Source organism: Streptomyces sp. DSM 106670, assembly GCF_055792845.1.
The window spans coordinates 5,728,621-5,746,301 of the sequence record NZ_CM147704.1 but is presented as its reverse complement, the minus strand read 5'-3'; the positions used below and the strand labels follow the sequence as shown (position 1 = coordinate 5,746,301).

Annotated in this window: 16 protein-coding genes and 1 riboswitch; of the genes, 8 read left to right on the top strand and 8 right to left on the bottom strand. The window is 69.6% G+C overall.

Going from position 1 to position 17,681, the window contains the following annotated elements; genetic code table 11:
• Window positions 1-62: 62 nt before the first annotated feature.
• The 4 genes from ACSMXR_RS25580 to ACSMXR_RS25565 form a co-directional block, all read right to left on the bottom strand.
• Complete coding sequence (locus tag ACSMXR_RS25580; RefSeq protein ID WP_137231783.1) at window positions 63-1,592, bottom strand: glycoside hydrolase family 3 protein; 1,530 nt, start codon at window positions 1,590-1,592, stop codon at window positions 63-65.
• 9 nt (window positions 1,593-1,601) lie between these two features.
• Window positions 1,602-2,474: a carbohydrate ABC transporter permease gene (locus ACSMXR_RS25575; protein ID WP_137231784.1), complete on the bottom strand. Its 873-nt coding sequence runs from the start codon at window positions 2,472-2,474 to the stop codon at window positions 1,602-1,604.
• Complete coding sequence (locus ACSMXR_RS25570; protein WP_030087188.1) at window positions 2,471-3,478, bottom strand: carbohydrate ABC transporter permease; 1,008 nt, start codon at window positions 3,476-3,478, stop codon at window positions 2,471-2,473. The genes ACSMXR_RS25575 and ACSMXR_RS25570 overlap by 4 nt, the downstream gene beginning before the upstream one ends.
• Before the next feature lie 114 nt (window positions 3,479-3,592).
• Window positions 3,593-4,891 carry a sugar ABC transporter substrate-binding protein gene (locus tag ACSMXR_RS25565; RefSeq protein WP_103510538.1) on the bottom strand — a complete coding sequence of 433 codons (1,299 nt, stop codon included), beginning with the start codon at window positions 4,889-4,891 and terminating at the stop codon, window positions 3,593-3,595.
• A gap of 279 nt (window positions 4,892-5,170) precedes the next feature.
• Here ACSMXR_RS25565 and ACSMXR_RS25560 point away from each other — a divergent pair, with 279 nt between their 5' ends.
• From ACSMXR_RS25560 to ACSMXR_RS25530, 7 genes are all read left to right on the top strand, one after another.
• Window positions 5,171-5,935, top strand: a complete 765-nt coding sequence (locus ACSMXR_RS25560) for a GntR family transcriptional regulator (protein ID WP_007458216.1) — start codon at window positions 5,171-5,173, stop codon at window positions 5,933-5,935.
• Window positions 5,936-6,185: 250 nt separating this feature from the next.
• Entirely contained in the window at window positions 6,186-8,411 is a 2,226-nt protein-coding gene (locus ACSMXR_RS25555) for a carbon starvation CstA family protein (RefSeq protein WP_364890011.1), read from the top strand.
• Window positions 8,408-8,611, top strand: a complete 204-nt coding sequence (locus tag ACSMXR_RS25550; RefSeq protein WP_010061528.1) for a YbdD/YjiX family protein — start codon at window positions 8,408-8,410, stop codon at window positions 8,609-8,611. The genes ACSMXR_RS25555 and ACSMXR_RS25550 overlap by 4 nt, the downstream gene beginning before the upstream one ends.
• A gap of 147 nt (window positions 8,612-8,758) precedes the next feature.
• Complete coding sequence (locus ACSMXR_RS25545) at window positions 8,759-9,442, top strand: hypothetical protein (RefSeq protein WP_473170001.1); 684 nt, start codon at window positions 8,759-8,761, stop codon at window positions 9,440-9,442.
• On the top strand, window positions 9,442-9,951 hold the full coding sequence (locus ACSMXR_RS25540; RefSeq protein WP_473170000.1) for a GNAT family N-acetyltransferase: 510 nt from the start codon (window positions 9,442-9,444) through the stop codon (window positions 9,949-9,951). The genes ACSMXR_RS25545 and ACSMXR_RS25540 overlap by 1 nt, the downstream gene beginning before the upstream one ends.
• 33 nt (window positions 9,952-9,984) lie before the next feature.
• A riboswitch (cobalamin riboswitch) is annotated at window positions 9,985-10,138 on the top strand.
• A 137-nt stretch (window positions 10,139-10,275) separates the two neighbouring features.
• A complete protein-coding gene (locus ACSMXR_RS25535) occupies window positions 10,276-12,690 on the top strand; it encodes a ribonucleoside-diphosphate reductase subunit alpha (protein WP_218524799.1) in 2,415 nt (804 codons plus the stop codon).
• Window positions 12,690-13,706, top strand: a complete 1,017-nt coding sequence (locus tag ACSMXR_RS25530; RefSeq protein ID WP_218524800.1) for a ribonucleotide-diphosphate reductase subunit beta — start codon at window positions 12,690-12,692, stop codon at window positions 13,704-13,706. Before ACSMXR_RS25535 ends, ACSMXR_RS25530 begins: the two co-directional genes overlap by 1 nt.
• Here the strand turns inward: ACSMXR_RS25530 and ACSMXR_RS25525 are convergent.
• Window positions 13,703-13,918, bottom strand: a complete 216-nt coding sequence (locus ACSMXR_RS25525) for a hypothetical protein (RefSeq protein WP_473169999.1) — start codon at window positions 13,916-13,918, stop codon at window positions 13,703-13,705. The two genes, ACSMXR_RS25530 and ACSMXR_RS25525, sit on opposite strands and share 4 nt — an antisense overlap.
• Window positions 13,919-13,999: 81 nt before the next feature.
• On the opposite strand from ACSMXR_RS25525, the gene ACSMXR_RS25520 reads away from it, so the two are divergent.
• Entirely contained in the window at window positions 14,000-14,980 is a 981-nt protein-coding gene (locus tag ACSMXR_RS25520; protein WP_103510544.1) for a GlxA family transcriptional regulator, read from the top strand.
• 16 nt (window positions 14,981-14,996) lie between these two features.
• Here ACSMXR_RS25520 and ACSMXR_RS25515 read toward each other — a convergent pair whose 3' ends face one another.
• The 3 genes from ACSMXR_RS25515 to ACSMXR_RS25505 all read right to left on the bottom strand — a co-directional run bounded on the left by ACSMXR_RS25515 (window position 14,997) and on the right by ACSMXR_RS25505 (window position 17,611).
• Complete coding sequence (locus ACSMXR_RS25515; RefSeq protein WP_381789709.1) at window positions 14,997-15,734, bottom strand: D-Ala-D-Ala carboxypeptidase family metallohydrolase; 738 nt, start codon at window positions 15,732-15,734, stop codon at window positions 14,997-14,999.
• Window positions 15,735-15,902: 168 nt separating this feature from the next.
• Complete coding sequence (gene def, locus ACSMXR_RS25510) at window positions 15,903-16,541, bottom strand: peptide deformylase (protein ID WP_030087207.1); 639 nt, start codon at window positions 16,539-16,541, stop codon at window positions 15,903-15,905.
• Between the two features lie 74 nt (window positions 16,542-16,615).
• The gene (locus ACSMXR_RS25505; protein WP_030087209.1) at window positions 16,616-17,611 is read right to left on the bottom strand and encodes a tetratricopeptide repeat protein; all 996 of its coding nucleotides are present in this window, start codon (window positions 17,609-17,611) and stop codon (window positions 16,616-16,618) included.
• Window positions 17,612-17,681 lie beyond the last annotated feature (70 nt).

The window sequence follows — 17,681 nt, the reverse complement described above, 5'->3', positions numbered from 1 at the left end:
CAGTCGGCCCGAGCGTTCGTCCTCAATCGCCGGACGGGCTTGGTGTGGCCGGGCTTGAAAGGTCAGGCCTTGCTGCCCGTCAGTGTTTCCGCCGCCGCTGTGCCGCAGACCCTTGCCGCGCCGTGGGTGGCGACATACAGCGCGCCCCTCGGGTCCGACTGGGGCAGGCCCATCTCGACCACGATCGTGTCCGGGCGGGCCGCCAGCAGGGCGTCGAGCGCCGCGCTCATCCAGGCGTGCCGGTGCTCGTCGCGGACCACGGCGACGATGCGCCGCTCCCCCGCCGCCGCCAGGATCGCGTCCGCGACGGCCTCGGTCTCCTCGGTGTAGGTGTCCGTGCCGGTGCCGGGCAGGATCCTGTCCAGCTCGGCGGCGATGCCCCACGGGGTCTCGTCGCCGACCGCGATGTTCGCCACCGCGCTGAACGAGGCGACGTACGCCGCCTCCGTCAGCCGGTCGCCGGAGCCGGTCACCCGGACCGCGCGGCGGGCGGCCACCAGGCCGATGTCGGAGCTGACACCGGTGCCGGGCGCGGTCCCCTCCTGCACTGCCGCGCCCGGCTCCGGGACATCCCCCCGGGCCCTCTGCGTCCAGGACGCGAGGGCTCGTACACGGGCGGCCGCGTCGGCGAGCCGCTCCTCGGTCAGTTCCCCGCTGCGCACGGCCGCGACGAGGGCGTCGCGCAGCCGCAGCACCGTCTCCTCGTCGGCCAGGCCGCCGCCCACACAGATGGCGTCGGCGCCCGCCGCGAGGGCGAGGACGGACCCGCGCTCGATGCCGTACGTACCGGCGATGGCGTCCATCTCCACGGCGTCGGTGACGATCAGGCCGTCGTAGCCCAGCTCCTGGCGCAGCAGACCGGTGAGGATCTGCGGGCTCAGGGTCGCCGGGCGGTCCGGGTCGAGTGCGGGAAGAAGGATATGCGCGCTCATCACCGATTTGGAACCCGCCGCGATGGCCGCCCGGAAGGGCACCAGCTCACGGGCGTGCAGGGTGTCCAGGTCCACATCGATGCGGGGCAGCGCGAGGTGCGAGTCGACCGCGGTGTCGCCGTGCCCGGGGAAGTGCTTGGTGCAGGCGGCGACACCGGCGGCCTGGAGCCCCTCGATGTACGCGGCGGTGTGCCGGGCGGCCAGGCGGGTGTCGGCGCCGAAGGAGCGCACGCCGATGACCGGGTTGCCCGGGTTGGAGTTGACGTCGGCGGACGGCGCCCAGTTGAGGTTGACGCCGCACTCGGCGAGCCGGCGGCCCAGCTCCTGGGCGACGGCCCGGGTGAGGTGGACGTCGTCCACCGAGCCGAGGGCGAAGTTGCCGGGGAAGGAGGAGCCGTGCGTGACCTCCAGGCGGGTCACGTCGCCGCCCTCCTCGTCGATGGCGACGAGGACGTCGTCCCGCTCGGAGCGCAGCCGTCCGGTGAGGGCGGTGAGCTGCTCGGGCGAGGTGATGTTGCGCCCGAACAGGCCGACGGAGGCGAGGCCTTCACCGACGCGGCGCAGCAGCCAGTCCGGTGCGGTGGTTCCGGTGAACCCGGGCTGGAGCACAGCGAGCGCGTCGCGCGTCACGGTGTCCGTGGTGGAAACGAGGGTGGTCATGAGCCCGCACTATCCCTTCACGGCGCCGGAAGTGAGGCCTGCGGCCATCTTCTTCTGAATGATCATGAAGAACACGACGACCGGGATGGCGATCATGGTCGATGCCGCCATGAGGGCGCCGTAGTCCGTTCCGCGCTCGGTCGTGAACGTCATCAGCCAGACGTTCAGCGTGTACTTGGAGTTGTCGTTGATCAGGATGTACGCGAAGAGGTACTCGTTCCACGCGTTCACCAGGGCGAAGATCGACGCGGCGGCGAGCCCGGGGGCGAGCAGCGGGAAGATCACCCGCCGGAAGGCCTGGAAGCGGGTGCAGCCGTCGACCATCGCGGACTCCTCCAGCTCCACCGGGATGTTCACGACGAAGCCGCGGATCATGATGGTGGCGAAGGGCAGCGTGGAGACCAGATAGACGACGATCAGGCCCCAGTACTCGTCGATCCCGCCCATGGCGTTGAGCTGGGCGTAGATCGGGATGAGCATCGCCGTCGGCGGCAGCATCTGGACCAGGATCATGATCAGGACCAGGGCCTTGCGGCCGAAGAACCGGAACCGGCCGATGGCCAGGGCCGCCAGGGTCGCGATGATCATGCCGCCGACCACCGCGGTGACGGCGACGATCAGGCTGGACTGGATGGCGGTGCCGAAGTTCGGCTGCTCGGTGGCCCGGACGAAGTTGTCGAAGGTGATCGACGTGGGCCACAGGGTCTGGTCGTAGCTGCGGATCTCCCGGTTGGGCCGCAGGGCGCTGATGACCAGCCAGTAGACCGGGAAGACCATGACCAGGGCGACGACGAGGCCGATGAGGTCGAAGTGCAGCCGGCTCTTCTTGCGGTCGGGTCGCAGTACCTGCGGCTGGACCTGTGTCTGGGTCGAGCTGCTCATTCGACCTCTCCCGTCTTCATGAGCTGGCGCAGGTAGTACACGGCCACGCCGGACAGCAGCAGCACCGTGATCAGGGCGATCGCGGTGCCCTGGCTGAAGGAGGTGGACTCGAACGCCTTGGAGTAGGAGTAGAGGCCGAGGGTCTCGTACTCCGGCTCGGGCTTGTTGCCGCGCAGCAGCCAGATCTGGCCGAAGACGTTGAAGTCCCAGATCACCGAGAGGGTGGCGACCATGGTGAAGACCGGCTTGATGACCGGCCAGGTGACGAACTTGTAGATGCCGTAGGCGCTGGCGCCGTCGAGGGCGGCGGCCTCCTCCAGTTCCTGGGGAACCTGGGTGAGGGCGGCGTACAGGGTGACGACGACGAACGGGATGGCGCCCCAGACGACCAGCAGGGTGATGATGCCGAAGCCCTGGATCGGGTTGAGGTACCAGTTGTGTCCGAGCCAGTCCTCGCCGACGACCTTGGCGATCAGGGTGTTGATCAGGCCGTAGTCGGAGTCGGCCATGAAGCGGAAGATCGAGGCGGCCACCATCAGCGGCATCGACCAGGCGGCGATGAGGCAGGCGGTGAGCACGAGCCGGACCCAGGTGGTGAGCTTGCGCATCAGCAGGGCGACCAGCAGCCCGATCCCCATCGTCAGCGTCACACAGATGGCCATGAAGACGACCGTGCGGAAGGTGACCCACCAGAACTCGGAGTCGCCGAGGATGTTGGTGAACTGCTCGAAGCCGACCCATGGCGCCGGTTCTCCGGACCACAGCTCACGTCGGCCCATGTCCTGGAAGGACATGATGACCGTCTTGCCGAGCGGGTAGAGGTAGACGGCGGCGATCGCCACGATCGCCGGGAGAATCAGGAAGTAGGGGAGCAGTTCCCCCTTCTTCCGCTTTCTCTTCTGCACCCGGGGCGCGTCGTCGTCGAAGGACGACTTCCCCGTCGCCTGCGGGTCGGGTGGTACGGGGACCGGCGGCCCGGCGGCCTTGGTATCAGCGGCAGACACGTGGCTGACCTTCCATCGCGGGTCCGGGGCGGGCCCCGGAATTCACGGCATTCACTTGCGGGAAAGGAGCGGGGGCCCGGCGCTGACGCCGGGCCCCGCCTGGCGATCGGAAGGTCAGGATTCCTTGTTGATCAGCGCGTTGATCTTGTCGTCGGCCTTCTTGGTGGCGTCGGCGACGGAGGAGCCCTTGACGATCTCCAGGAGCATGTTCTGGAGGATCTCCTCCTTCTCGATGGAGGCCCAGCCCGGCGCGATCGGCGTGAACCAGGCGTCCGGCACCGCGTTGGCGATGGCGGCGGTCTCCGGCTTGGCCTTCAGCGGCTCAAGCTGCTTCTCGTTGTTGGGGAGGATGTTCTTCGACGCGAGGACCTCCATGGACTTCGCGTTGGTGAAGAGGGAGATCCACTCCTCGCCGAGGTCCTGGACCTTGGACTTGGAGATCGTCGCGAGGTCCGAGCCGCCGATGAAGGACGGGAGGGCCTTGCCCTCGGGGCCGGGCATACCGGCCGTGGCGATCTTGCCCTCGAGCTTCGGGTTGCCGTTCTCACCCGTGGTGACGCTGCCGGCCTCCCAGGCCTGGCCGTAGATGACCGCGGCCTTCTCGTTGGCCATGACGTTGGCGTGGTCCTGCTCGTCCTTCGTCACGTCGGCCTTGTTGTACTTCTTGACCAGGTCGACGAAGTGCTGGATGCCCTTCTGGGCCTCCGGGGTGGAGAGCGCGGCCTTCCACTCCTTGCCGCCCTCGTCGTACGTGGCTATCTGGCCACCGTAGGCGGCGACGTAGGACATCGCGGCGTACCAGTAGCGGCCGGGGAAGTAGAGGGAGGAGGCGCGCTTGTCCTTCTTGCCCAGCTCGGCGTCGACCTTGTCCATCGCGGCGAGGAACTCGTCCTCGGTCTGCGGGAGGGCGTCGCTGCCGGTGCCGGCCTTCAGCATGTCCTTGTTGTACACGGCCAGACGGGCGCTCGCGTAGTAGGGGACGCAGTAGGTCTTGCCCTCGAAGGAGCACGTGTCCTTCAGACCCTTGATCCAGGTGTCCGAGTTCTCGTACTTCTTGGGGTCGATTTCTCCGAGCGCACCATTGAGGATGTACTGCATGGTCTCGGTATTGCCGAGTTCCACGACGTCCGGGAATTTGTCGCCGCCGAGGGAGGTGTCCAGCTTCTTGACCTTGTCGGCCCACTGCTGGTACTGAATCTTGACCGTGACGCCCGGGTACTTCTTGTTGAACTCGGCGTTGACGTCCTTGACCAGCTCGGGCCAGGTGGACTGGGCCTCGCCCATGAGCCAGACGGTCAGGGTTTCCTTGCGGTCCTTCGGGTCCGCGGACGAATTCTTGTCGTCGGAACCACACGCCGCGACCGAAACCAACATGCCCGCGACACCGATAGCCGCGATGAGCTTGCGCTTCACGTCAAACCCTCCTCAGGGATGCTGCAACCCCACCCACCGCGAAGACATTCGACGAGTTCTGCTGGGGCTGGACCTGGTCTTTAATGGTTTAGACCAGTACCGGGAGCTTGGCCTAGACCTTTAGGGGTGTCAAGGGTGTATAAGAAGTGCACTCGCGTCCGTTATAGGACCGACACCTAAGGGAGGGCGACGACCCGTGACCGGACCGTGCCACCATGTGAGCCGCGACAGACGGAGGAGCCGGTGACGGCAGCAACGCAGCAGTCGGGAAGGCGGGCCATGGGTGCCGACGGGGGCAGTACGGGGAGCGAGACCGGTGCCGGTACGCGCACGGCGCGCGTACCGAAGTACTACCGGCTCAAGCGCCATCTCCTCGACATGACGGACACCTTGCCGCCCGGCACCCCGGTGCCGCCCGAACGCACCCTGGCGGCCGAGTTCGACACCTCGCGCACCACCGTGCGCCAGGCGCTCCAGGAGCTGGTCGTCGAGGGCCGCCTCGAACGCATCCAGGGCAAGGGCACCTTCGTCGCCAAGCCGAAGGTCTCCCAGGCCCTCCAGCTCACCTCGTACACCGAGGACATGCGCGCCCAGGGACTGGAGCCGACGTCCCAACTGCTGGACATCGGCTATGTCACGGCGGACGACACGCTCGCCGGTCTGCTGGACATCTCGACGGGCGGCCGGGTGCTGCGCATCGAGCGGCTCCGGCTCGCCAGCGGGGAGCCGATGGCGATCGAGACCACCCACCTTTCGGCCAAACGCTTCCCGGCGCTGCGCCGTTCGCTGGTGAAGTACACCTCGCTCTACACCGCGCTCGCCGAGGTGTACGACGTCCGCCTCGCCGAGGCGGAGGAGACCATCGAGACCTCGCTCGCCACCCCGCGCGAGGCCGGCCTGCTGGGCACCGACGTGGGCCTGCCGATGCTCATGCTGTCCCGTCATTCCGTGGACGGCCAGGGCGAACCGGTGGAGTGGGTGCGCTCGGTCTACCGGGGCGACCGCTACAAGTTCGTGGCCCGTCTGAAACGTCCGACGGACTGAGAGCCGGCAGCGAACGAACAGGCGGTGGCCCGGGGATCCCTTCCCCGGGCCACCGCCTGTTTTCGGTCACCCCGAGGGAAGCGGGCATCGCGTGAACCGATGCCCTCTCCCGTCCGTGTCATGACTGCGGAACTTCGGTGGAGACATCGGCGAAACACGACCGGTATGCGGACAGGGGTTCCGGAGAGCGGCCGTACCACCTAGATTTCGCGCACGTTACGACAGTGATCGCGCGAGGGGACGGATCGATATGCCGGAAACGCCCACATCAGCACCACCGGTTCCACCCGCACCCGGACGGCGGGCCCCGACCCCGAAGTCCATAGTCGTCTGGAGCCTGGTGGCCCTGGCCGGCGCCATCGGCTGGGCCACCCTCGCGCTCTCGCGGGGTGAAGAGGTCTCCGCCGCCTGGATGCTGGCCGCGGCCCTCGGCTCGTACGCCATCGCGTACCGCTTCTACTCCCGGTTCATCGCCAACCGGGTCCTGAAGGTCGACAAGAACCGTGCGACCCCGGCCGAACGGCTGGACAACGGCGTCGACTTCCATCCCACCGACCGCCGGGTCCTGTTCGGCCACCACTTCGCCGCCATCGCGGGCGCGGGCCCGCTGGTCGGTCCGGTGCTCGCCGCGCAGATGGGTTATCTGCCGGGCACGATCTGGCTGGTCGTCGGCGTCATCTTCGCCGGCGCCGTCCAGGACATGGTGACGCTCTTCTTCTCGACCCGCCGCAACGGCCGTTCGCTCGGCCAGATGGCGCGCGACGAGATAGGGCCGGTCGGCGGGATCGCCGCCCTGGTCGCGGTCTTCATCATCATGATCATCCTGCTCGCGGTCCTCGCGCTGGTGATCGTGAACGCGCTCGCCCACTCGCCGTGGGGCGTCTTCTCCATCGGCATGACGATCCCGATCGCCCTCTTCATGGGCGTCTATCTGCGCATCCTGCGGCCCGGCAAGGTCAGCGAGGTCTCCCTGATCGGCGTCGCGCTGCTGCTCCTCGCGATCGTCTCGGGCGGCTGGGTCGCGGAGTCGTCGTGGGCGGACTTCTTCACGCTGGAGCCGGGCACGCTGGTCATCTGGATGATCGTGTACGGGTTCCTCGCCTCCGTGCTCCCCGTGTGGCTGCTGCTGGCCCCGCGCGACTACCTCTCCACCTTCATGAAGGTCGGCACGATCGGGCTGCTCGCCCTGGGCGTGGTCGTCGCGCTGCCGACGCTGAAGATGCCCGCGGTCACCGACTTCGCCTCCAGCGGCTCGGGCCCGGTCTTCGCCGGCTCGATGTTCCCGTTCGTCTTCATCACCATCGCCTGCGGCGCGCTCTCCGGCTTCCACTCCCTGGTCTCCTCCGGCACCACGCCGAAGATGGTCCAGAAGGAGACGCAGATCCGGATGATCGGCTATGGCGCCATGCTGGTCGAGTCGTTCGTGGCGATCATGGCGATGATCGCCGCCTGCATCATCGACCCCGGGCTCTACTTCGCCATCAACGCGCCCGTCGGTGTGATCGGCGACAGCGTCCAGTCCGCCTCCCAGGCCGTGGCCAACTTCGGCTTCACCATCACCCCCGACGCCCTGGCCCAGGCCGCCAAGGACGTCGAGGAGGCGAGCCTGCTCTCCCGGACCGGTGGCGCGCCCACGTTCGCGCTCGGCATGTCGGAGATCTTCTCCGCGGTGGTCGGCGGGACCGCGATGAAGGCGTTCTGGTACCACTTCGCCATCATGTTCGAGGCGCTCTTCATCCTGACCACCGTGGACGCCGGCACCCGGGTCGGGCGCTTCATGCTCCAGGACATGCTGGGCAACGCCTACAAGCCGTTCCGCGAGGTCAGCTGGAAGCCGGGCGTCTGGTTCGCCAGCGCCGTCGTGGTCGGCGGCTGGGGCTACTTCCTCTGGGTCGGTGTGCACGACCCGCTGGGCGGCATCAACCAGCTCTTCCCGCTCTTCGGCATCGCCAACCAGCTGCTGGCCGCCGTCGCGCTGGCCGTCTGCACCACGCTGCTCGTCAAGTCCGGCCGGCTGAAGTGGGCGTGGGTCACCGCGGTCCCGCTCGCCTGGGACGTGGCGGTCACCCTCACCGCGAGCTGGCAGAAGATCTTCTCCGAGGACGTGAAGGTCGGCTTCTTCGCCCAGCGCGACAAGTACCAGGCGGGTATCGACGCGGGCGAGGTGCTGGCCCCCGCGAAGAACATGGACGACATGCGGACCGTCGTCACCAACTCCACCGTCGACGGGGTGCTGAGCGCGCTCTTCGCGCTCCTCATCATCGTGGTGCTCGTGGACGCCGGGCGGGTCTGCTACAAGGCCATCCGCGACCCGGAGAGCGTCAAGCTCCACGAGACGCCGTACGTCGAGTCCAGGCTCGTCGCCCCGGCCTCGCTCATCGCGACCCCGGAGGAGAAGGCCGAACTGGCCGCCGCCGGCGTCGGCCCCGAGGGCGGCATCCGCAAGGAGGCCGCGGGAACGGGGAGTCCGACATGACCGTCGCGGACGTCCGGCGGGTGGCGGGACGGATCCGCTGGTACGTCCGTGAGCTGACCGGTGAGTCCACGTACGACCGCTATGTGGCGCACGCGAGGACGCACGATCCGGACGCGCCGGTGATGACCCGCCGCGCGTTCGAGCGCAGCCGCACGGACGCCCGCGAGGCCGATCCGCGCGAGGGCTTCCGCTGCTGCTGAGCACCGTCGGCCGGTCAGCGGGTCCTGGATCCCGGGCCGTCGCCCCTCCCCCGATGGAGCGGGCGGCGGCCCGGCGGCCGTTCCGGTGTCCGTCCACCGTTCGATTTCCCGGTGCACGGACCCCTCACCGTACGAAAAGATGTGCCCATGACATCGCGTTCCCGGTCGCCCCGGCTCCGGCCCCTCCTCCTGACCCTGCCGCTGACGCTGGCACTGGCCCTGGCGGCGACGGGCTGCGGCACCGAGCCCGCGCCCGACACGATGGCGGCGGGCCGGAGTTCCTCGGACGGTCCGGCACCGGACCGGGCGGAGCTGGAGGCGCGGGCGAGCGCCGCGCAGCTCGTCGCGGAGCATGTGTGGGTGACCGAGGCCGCGGGCTACGCCCTGGCGCGCCAGTCGGTCGGGGTGCTCGGTGACGACGGGTTCAGCAGCTCCTACACCGCGCCGGACGGCGGAACGCTCCAGCTGTCGGTGGAGCGCCGCCCGCACGCCGAGGCCGACTGTACGGAGGGCTCCGCGGCCGCGAGCGGTCAGGAGCCCCTGGTGACGTGCGAGCGGGACGGCGAACAGTGGTACCGGGCCACCGAGTCGGGCCATGCGTACGCCTGGGAGCAGGGCGAACTCGTGGTCACGGTGAGCGGGCCGCGCGACAAGGTGGACCGGACGACGCTGCGTTCGGCGGCGCGGGCCGCCCACCGCGCCGACGACCGGGAACTGGACCGGGTGCTGCCGCCGGCCGGGGAGGCCGCCGGGCGGCAGCCGGTCGAGCGCGGCGATCTGCCACCGGTGGGCGACGGCGCGCCGAACAACGATGTGGGAGCGAGTGGCTGATGGATCTGACGATCAGGGTGGCGGAGCCCGCCGAGTTCGCCGTGCTCGGCGGGATCATCGCCGAGGCGTATCTCGGCGACGATCTGCTGGACGGCCCGCAGGACCCGTATCTGCTCAAGCTGCGGGCGGTGGAACAACGGGCGGCCGAGGCGGAGGTGCTGGTCGCGCTCGACGCGGACGGGACGGTGCTCGGCGGTGTGACCTATGCCGCTCCCGGCACTCCGTGGCGCGACATCGCCGGTCCGGACGAGGCCGAATTCCGGATGCTGGCCGTGGCCCGCGCGGGGCGCGGACGGGGCGTGGGAGAGGCTCTCGTGCGGGCGTGCGTCAAGCGGGCCCGGTCGGCGGAAGATGTCCGGGCACTGGTGCTGTCGACGCAGCCGGGCATGCTCGCGGCCCATAGGATCTACCGTCGGCTCGGCTTTCTGCGGACCCCTGAACGGGACTGGGAGCCGGTGCCGGGCCTGCGGCTCATGACCTTCCGGCTGTGGCTGGAGGCGGCGTCCTGAGGGGCGTATTAAATCGACGCGACACAACATGTGGGGGCCGCAGCATCTGGCGGCCCCCACATGTATGCTCGACCTCGCTGTCGTCGCAGGGGAATCCGGTGCGAATCCGGAACTGTCCCGCAACGGTGTGATCAGTGTGTTTTTGCACACCTGAAGTCCGATGACCTGCCGACAGCGCGTCCGGATCGACCGAACCGGATGCCAGACGTCCGGGCCTCGCGGATAGGCCGGTGGACGCCGTCAGCTGTGCTGCCCTGCCCCGGGCTTCGCGCTGCCCGGCTCCCCCGCCTGCTGCCGGCCCCCTGCCGAGCGAGGGAAAGCCCAGTGACCATCGCGCCCGCCGATCCGGTTTCAGCCACCGAATCCGCCGAGTCCACCACGGCCGGTAACGCCCCGAACGACGGACCCGGGACCGCTTTGCTGCGGACCCTGACCGACCTCACCGTCGATCTGCCCGACACCGACCCCGGCCGGGTCGCCGCCGCCGCGCTGCGCGGGCGCAACGCCCGTTCCGACGAGGCCGAGTTGCGCTCGCTGGCCACCGAGGCCGCCGCGGGGCTGATCTCCGAGGACCCGGCGTACTCCCGGCTCGCCGCCCGGCTGCTGACCCGCACAATCGCGGACGAGGCCGCGGGGCAGGGCGCGACGTCCTTCTCCGCCTCGGTCGCCGTCGGGCACCGCGAGGGCCTGATCGCCGACCGCACCGCCGCGTTCGTGGCGCTGCACGCGGCCGCGCTCGACCAGCTCGTCGAGCAGGCCCTGGCGGACGGCGCCGACGACCGCTTCGGCTACTTCGGTCTGCGGACGCTGCACAGCCGTTACCTCCTGCGCCACCCGCTCACCCGCGAGGTCATCGAGACCCCGCAGCACTTCATGCTGCGCGTGGCCGCGGGCCTCGCCGAGGACGAGTCGGTGCGGGCGCTGGACGAGGTCGCCGCGCTCTACGGGCTGATGAGCAAGCTGGACTACCTCCCCTCCTCCCCCACCCTCTTCAACTCCGGTACCCGGCACCCGCAGATGTCCTCCTGCTATCTGCTGGACTCGCCGAAGGACGAGCTGGACTCGATCTACGACCGCTACCACCAGGTGGCGCGGCTCTCCAAGCACGCGGGCGGCATCGGTCTGTCGTACTCCCGCATCCGTGCCCGGGGTTCGCTGATCCGGGGCACAAACGGGCACTCCAACGGCATCGTGCCGTTCCTCAAGACGCTGGACGCCTCCGTCGCGGCGGTGAACCAGGGTGGCCGGCGCAAGGGCGCGGCGGCGGTCTACCTGGAGACCTGGCACGCGGACATCGAGGAGTTCCTGGAGCTCCGCGACAACACCGGTGAGGACCAGCGGCGTACGCACAACCTGAACCTGGCGCACTGGATCCCGGACGAGTTCATGCGCCGGGTCGACGCGGACACCGAGTGGTCGCTGTTCTCCCCGGCGGACGTGCCCGAGCTGGTCGACCTGTGGGGCGACGCGTTCGACGCGGCCTACCGCGCGGCCGAGGCCAAGGGCCTGGCCCGCAGGACGATTCCGGCGCGTGAGCTGTACGGCCGGATGATGCGGACCCTCGCGCAGACCGGTCAGGGCTGGATGACGTTCAAGGACGCCTCCAACCGGACCGCGAACCAGACCGCCGAGCCGGGCCGGGTCGTGCACTCCTCGAACCTGTGCACGGAGATCCTGGAGGTCACCGACGACGGCGAGACGGCCGTCTGCAACCTGGGCTCGGTCAACCTGGGCGCCTTCGTGGCGAACGGCTCGATCGACTGGGAGCGTCTGGACGCCACCGTGCGTACGGCCGTGACCTTCCTGGACCGGGTCGTCGACATCAACTTCTACCCGACCGAGCAGGCCGGGCGCTCCAACTCCCGCTGGCGGCCGGTCGGCCTGGGTGCGATGGGCCTCCAGGACGTCTTCTTCCAGCTGCGTCTGCCGTTCGACTCGCCCGAGGCGCGCGCGCTCTCCACGAAGATCTCCGAGCGCATCATGCTCGCCGCGTACGAGGCGTCCTGCGACCTCGCCGAGCGCTCGGGCCCGCTGCCCGCGTGGTCCGAGACGCGTGCCGCGCGCGGTGTGCTGCACCCCGACCACTACGACACCGAGCTGAACTGGCCGGAGCGCTGGGACGCCCTGCGCGCCCGGGTCGCGAAGACCGGCATGCGCAACTCGCTGCTGCTGGCCATCGCGCCGACCGCCACGATCGCCTCGATCGCCGGGGTGTACGAGTGCATCGAGCCGCAGGTCTCCAACCTGTTCAAGCGCGAGACGCTCAGCGGTGAGTTCCTCCAGGTGAACGCCTACCTGGTGGACGAGCTGAAGAAGCTCGGCGTGTGGGACGCCCGCACCCGTGAGGCGCTGCGCGAGGCCAGCGGCTCCGTGCAGGGCTTCGCCTGGATCCCCGAGGACGTGCGGGCGCTGTACCGCACGGCGTGGGAGATCCCGCAGCGCGGTCTGATCGACATGGCGGCGGCCCGTACGCCGTTCCTCGACCAGAGCCAGTCGCTCAACCTGTTCCTGGAGACGCCGACGATCGGCAAGCTCTCCTCGATGTACGCGTACGCCTGGAAGCAGGGGCTGAAGACGACGTACTACCTGCGTTCGCGCCCGGCGACCCGGATCGCCCGTGCCGCGTCCGGCCAGGCGGCGGCCGCCGCCCCCATTCCCGTACAGCAGGCTTCGGCTCCCGACGCGGACGCCATCGCCTGCTCCCTCGAAAACCCCGAGTCCTGCGAGGCCTGCCAGTAATGAGCTCCAACGAAGAGAAGAACCTGCTCGACCCGGGATTCGAGCTGACCCTGCGTCCCATGCGCTACCCGGACTTCTACGAGCGCTACCGGGACGCGATCAAGAACACCTGGACCGTCGAGGAGGTCGACCTCCACTCGGACGTCGCCGACCTCGCCAAGCTGTCGCCGGGTGAGCAGCACATGATCGGCCGGCTGGTGGCGTTCTTCGCGACCGGTGACTCGATCGTCTCGAACAACCTCGTGCTGACGCTGTACAAGCACATCAACTCCCCCGAGGCGCGGCTGTATCTGTCGCGGCAGCTCTTCGAGGAGGCCGTGCACGTCCAGTTCTATCTGACGCTGCTGGACACCTATCTGCCCGACCCGGACGACCGGGCGGCGGCGTTCGACGCGGTCGAGGAGATCCCCTCGATCCGGGAGAAGGCCCAGTTCTGCTTCAAGTGGATGGACTCGGTCGAGAAGATCGACCGGCTGGAGACGAAGGCCGACCGCCGTCGCTTCCTGCTGAACCTGATCTGCTTCGCGGCGTGCATCGAGGGCCTGTTCTTCTACGGTGCGTTCGCCTACGTGTACTGGTTCCGCTCGCGCGGTCTGCTGCACGGTCTCGCCACGGGCACCAACTGGGTGTTCCGTGACGAGACGATGCACATGAACTTCGCGTTCGAGGTCGTGGACACCGTCCGCAAGGAGGAGCCGGAGCTCTTCGACGACGCGCTCCAGCAGCAGGTCACCGACATGCTGAAGGAAGCGGTCGAGGCGGAGCTGCAGTTCGGCCGCGACCTGTGCGGCGAGGGCCTGCCGGGCATGAACACCGAGTCGATGCGCCAGTACCTGGAGTGCGTCGCCGACCAGCGGCTCGCCCGCCTCGGCTTCCCGACGGTGTACGGCTCGGAGAACCCGTTCTCCTTCATGGAGCTCCAGGGCGTCCAGGAGCTGACGAACTTCTTCGAGCGCCGCCCGTCCGCCTACCAGGTGGCGGTCGAGGGCTCGGTCGGGTTCGACGACGACTTCTAGACCCTGACCCAGATCCTCAGGTGAGGGCGCCGCGTGGCCGCGACAGGCCGCGCGGCGCTTTCCGTTTCCGGGGGTCCGGCGGCCCGCCGGCCGCGTTGCGCCTCCCGCAGCTGGCGGTCGATCCGGCGTTCGCGGGCGGAGCCGAGGGCGGCGGGCGCGAGGACGAGGGCGAAAAGTGCCGCTACGACCAGGTAGTTCAGGAATGTGTTCATGCCTCTACTCTGGCCCGCCCGGACAGAAAACATCAGTGGCAGGACTGCCATGGGGCATCAAATAGCTGCCACACTCGCTCCATGCTGACCAATGTCGCCGCCCTCCTCCTCGACGAGGTCCACCCCTTCGAACTCGGCGTCCTGTGCGAGGTGTTCGGACTGGACCGCAGCGACGAGGGCCTGCCGGTGCACGACTTCGCGGTGGTCTCCGCCGAGGGCCCCGTCCTGAACACCCACGCGGGCTTCACCATCACCACGCCGCACGGTCTGGAGCGGCTGGAGGAGGCCGACCTCATCGCCGTGCCCGCGGGCAGCCACTTCATGCAGCGGGAGTATCCGGAGGAGGTCCTCGACGCGCTGCGCCGGGCCGTGGAGCGCGGCTCGCGGGTGCTGAGCGTCTGCTCGGGGGCGTACGTCCTCGGCGCGGCCGGTCTGCTGGACGGCCGCCGCTGCACCACCCACTGGCGGCACGCGGCGGAGCTGTCCCGGCGCTACCCGAAGGCGATCGTCGAGCCGGACGTGCTGTACGTGGACGAGGGCCCGGTGATCAGTTCGGCGGGCACCGCCGCCGGGATCGACGCCTGTCTGCACCTGATCCGGCAGGAGTACGGCCAGGACGCGGCCAACACCCTGGCCCGGCGCATGGTGGTGCCGCCGCACCGGGACGGCGGGCAGGCGCAGTACATCAGCCGCCCGCTGCCCCGGAACGCCTGCGACACCGTCGGCTCCACGCTGGCCTGGATGGAGCAGCACCTCGACCAGGAGATGAGCGTGGAGCAGCTGGCGGCGCAGGCGCACATGTCGCCGCGCACCTTCGCCCGGCGGTTCCAGCAGGAGACCGGGACCACGCCCTACCGCTGGCTGCTGCGGCAGCGGGTCCTGCTGGCCCAGCACCTGCTGGAGACCTCCGACCGGACGATCGACACGATCGCGGGCCAGACGGGCTTCGGTACGGCGGCGACACTGCGACACCAGTTCGTGCGGTCACTGGGCACCACGCCGAACGCCTACCGCCGTACGTTCCGGGGCCCGGCGGCCACGGCCGTGCCCGACGTCGCCTGAGAGCGGCGCGGAAGGGTCAGACGCCGCAACTGGGCGCGGACCAGTGACGGTTGGGGCCCTGGTTGACGTGCACGTGGTCGTTGTGGCCGACGTAGCCCGGGCCGAGGATCCCGCGGAAGCCGTGGTAGCGGGCCTGCTTGGCCAGCGTGCACAGCGAGTGCGGGGAGACCCCGAGGTCGACCGCGTCGCCGTACATGTGGCGGCTGTTGGAGGCCCCGCCGACGGCGGCGTTGCAGGAGACGGAGCGGAAGCCGCTGGTGACCCGGATGGACTTGTCGCCGAGCGCGTGGCGCAGCGCCTCCAGCTTCCACATGCTGCTCAGCGCGTTGGCCTTGGCCGTGCCCGCCGCGACCTTCCCGCCGGCCCAGGTGCTGTTGCACTTGTTGAGCTCGGGGTACGTGAAGTGGATCGGCGTGCAGTCGTTGTCCTGGAGCGCGTAGAGCTTGGCCTGGGTCGCGGGTCCGGCGACGCCGTCGGCCGCCAGGCCGTAGGCCGCCTGGAACCGCTTGACGGCGGCGGTGGTGGCGGGGCCGTACGAGCCGTCGATGGCGAGCACGGAGTTGTAGCCCGGGTATCCGGCCACCCGGATCTGGAGCTGGGTGACGTCGTTGCCGGTGGCGCCCGACTTCAGGGTGCGGGTCCAGGTGTAGCAGCCGTCGGCCTGCGCGGTGCCGGCGGTCAGCACCACACCGCCCAAGGCGAACGAAATGGTCATGACAAGTCCGAGCAGAACGCGTGCGGTGCGTCTCAGCACAGGGGCCTCCCTCTGAACGTCACGGTCAATGTGCGTGCGAGCCTGGCCCAGTCAGCTACGCGCGTCAACTGCCCCTGGGGAAACTGCAGTTATCTGCCAAGAGGCCCCGGGAAACGCAACAGGGACCCGGCGCCGACGAACCGGCGCCGAGCCCCTGCCCGGGCGTACTCAGCTGTTCGGGACGGTCTCGTAGCGCGGCGTGCCCTCTTCCATCTGCCGCAGCGCGTCCTTGCGCTCCCGCTTGGAGAGCCGGTCGATGTAGAGGTAGCCGTACAGGTGGTCCGTCTCGTGCTGGAGGCAGCGCGCGAAGTAGCCGGTGCCCCTGACCCGGATCGGGTTGCCCTGGGCGTCCTGCCCGCGCACCACCGCGTAGTCGGGGCGGGCGAGCGAGGCGTACGCGGTCGGGACCGAGAGGCAGCCCTCGTTGGAGTCGTCGAGCACCCGCATCTCGGGGGCCAGCTCCTCCAGGACCGGGTTGCAGACGACACCGGTGTGGCGCTTGCCGTCGTCGTCCGGGCAGTCGTAGACGAAGACCTTCAGGTCCACGCCGATCTGGTTGGCCGCGAGCCCCACGCCCTCGGCCGTCTTCTGGCTGGCGAACATGTCGTCGATCAGCTGCGCCAGCTCGTCGTCGAACGCGGTGACGTCCTTGCACTCCTTGTGCAGCACCGGGTTACCCACGACCGTGATCGGACGCGAGGTGCCGCGCGCGCGGTAGGCCGCCTCGCGCTCCTCGCAGTCCTCGGTGTCGACGATGAACCCCTCGTCGTCCACGCCGATCCGCCCGTCCGTCTCCTGCTGCGACATGTCCGCCGTACGCCTTCCTGCAAAACCTGGGGAACCGCACCGCGACCGGTGCGCCTACAGCCTACGGGCAGCGGTCAGCAGACTTCTTCGAGATCCCGCCACTCGCGGCTGTCCGGGCTGTCGGCGACCCAGCCGTCCAGCAGCCCGCGCACCAGTCCGGCGGGGGCCGCGAGACCGCACTCGCGCTCCGGCACCCACAGATCGCCGGCGCCCGCGGTGCGGTGGCCGAGCGGTCCCGGGTGGCCCGGCTCGCTGTGGTCGTGCGGGTCCAGGTGCTCGCCGTCGCCCTCGTCGCTGTCCATCCGGCTCTCCGAACAGGCCCGGCACAGCAGCCGTACGGAGGAGGACCAGTCCTCGGCGGCGAACCCGGCGTCCGAGGCCAGCTTCTCCAGCGCGTCCCGGTCGTCCTCGGTGGCCGCCTCAAGCAGCACCACCCAGGTCGGCACCGGCGAGGGCGCCCACAGCTCGATCTCGTCGAACACCGGATACGCGGGCCCGGCCGCGGTGACCCGCTCGCCGTTGGGCACTCCGTCGTGCAGGACGACCTCGCCCCAGCGCCGCCCGGAGGACGGCAGCGGGATGGACAGCACCTCGATCCGGGCCGGGTCCAGCCGACGGCCCCAGACCACCTCGGCCTCGCCCTCCGGCGAGAGCCGCACGGCGGCGCTGCCCAGTTCCATGCCGGTCGGCTCGGTGGTGGCCGCGCTGTGCTGGCCGCCGCCGGGGACCTTCAGGCCGTACGCCTGCCAGGCCCGCCGCGCCAGCGGCCAGTCCTGGAGCGCGGTGGCCGCGATCCCCACGTTCCACCAGTCCGGGGCGCCGGACTCGCGGTCCAGCAGCGCGACGGCCCGCAGACCCGCGGCCCGCGCCTGCTCCCAGTCGTGCCGGAACTTGTGCAGCAGCGCCAGATTGAACCAGGACTCCGAGAGCCAGGGCTCCAGATCCGCCGCGCGCGTCAGCAGCGCCCCCGCGTCCTCGTACCGGCCGTCGCCGATCAGCGTGAACGCGCGGTCCGTGGCCTGCCGCCAAGAGGCGGACGGCCGATGCCGTACCTTCCCGAAGATCCTCACGATTCCCGCCTGTCCCGACTGGACACCCTCGTCATCCGCTCTGCTTTCGCATCCAACCATGCCCAGCCGG

Coding starts and splice junctions, on each gene's coding strand:
- ACSMXR_RS25530 (WP_218524800.1), top strand. CDS start 12,690: ATGAGCTCCAACGAAGAGAAGAACCTGCTCGACCCGGGATTCGAGCTG.
- ACSMXR_RS25555 (WP_364890011.1), top strand. CDS start 6,186: ATGCCGGAAACGCCCACATCAGCACCACCGGTTCCACCCGCACCCGGA.
- ACSMXR_RS25520 (WP_103510544.1), top strand. CDS start 14,000: ATGCTGACCAATGTCGCCGCCCTCCTCCTCGACGAGGTCCACCCCTTC.
- ACSMXR_RS25560 (WP_007458216.1), top strand. CDS start 5,171: ATGGGTGCCGACGGGGGCAGTACGGGGAGCGAGACCGGTGCCGGTACG.
- def (WP_030087207.1), bottom strand. CDS start 16,541: ATGTCGCAGCAGGAGACGGACGGGCGGATCGGCGTGGACGACGAGGGG.
- ACSMXR_RS25550 (WP_010061528.1), top strand. CDS start 8,408: ATGACCGTCGCGGACGTCCGGCGGGTGGCGGGACGGATCCGCTGGTAC.
- ACSMXR_RS25575 (WP_137231784.1), bottom strand. CDS start 2,474: ATGAGCAGCTCGACCCAGACACAGGTCCAGCCGCAGGTACTGCGACCC.
- ACSMXR_RS25540 (WP_473170000.1), top strand. CDS start 9,442: ATGGATCTGACGATCAGGGTGGCGGAGCCCGCCGAGTTCGCCGTGCTC.
- ACSMXR_RS25545 (WP_473170001.1), top strand. CDS start 8,759: ATGACATCGCGTTCCCGGTCGCCCCGGCTCCGGCCCCTCCTCCTGACC.
- ACSMXR_RS25525 (WP_473169999.1), bottom strand. CDS start 13,918: ATGAACACATTCCTGAACTACCTGGTCGTAGCGGCACTTTTCGCCCTC.
- ACSMXR_RS25580 (WP_137231783.1), bottom strand. CDS start 1,592: ATGACCACCCTCGTTTCCACCACGGACACCGTGACGCGCGACGCGCTC.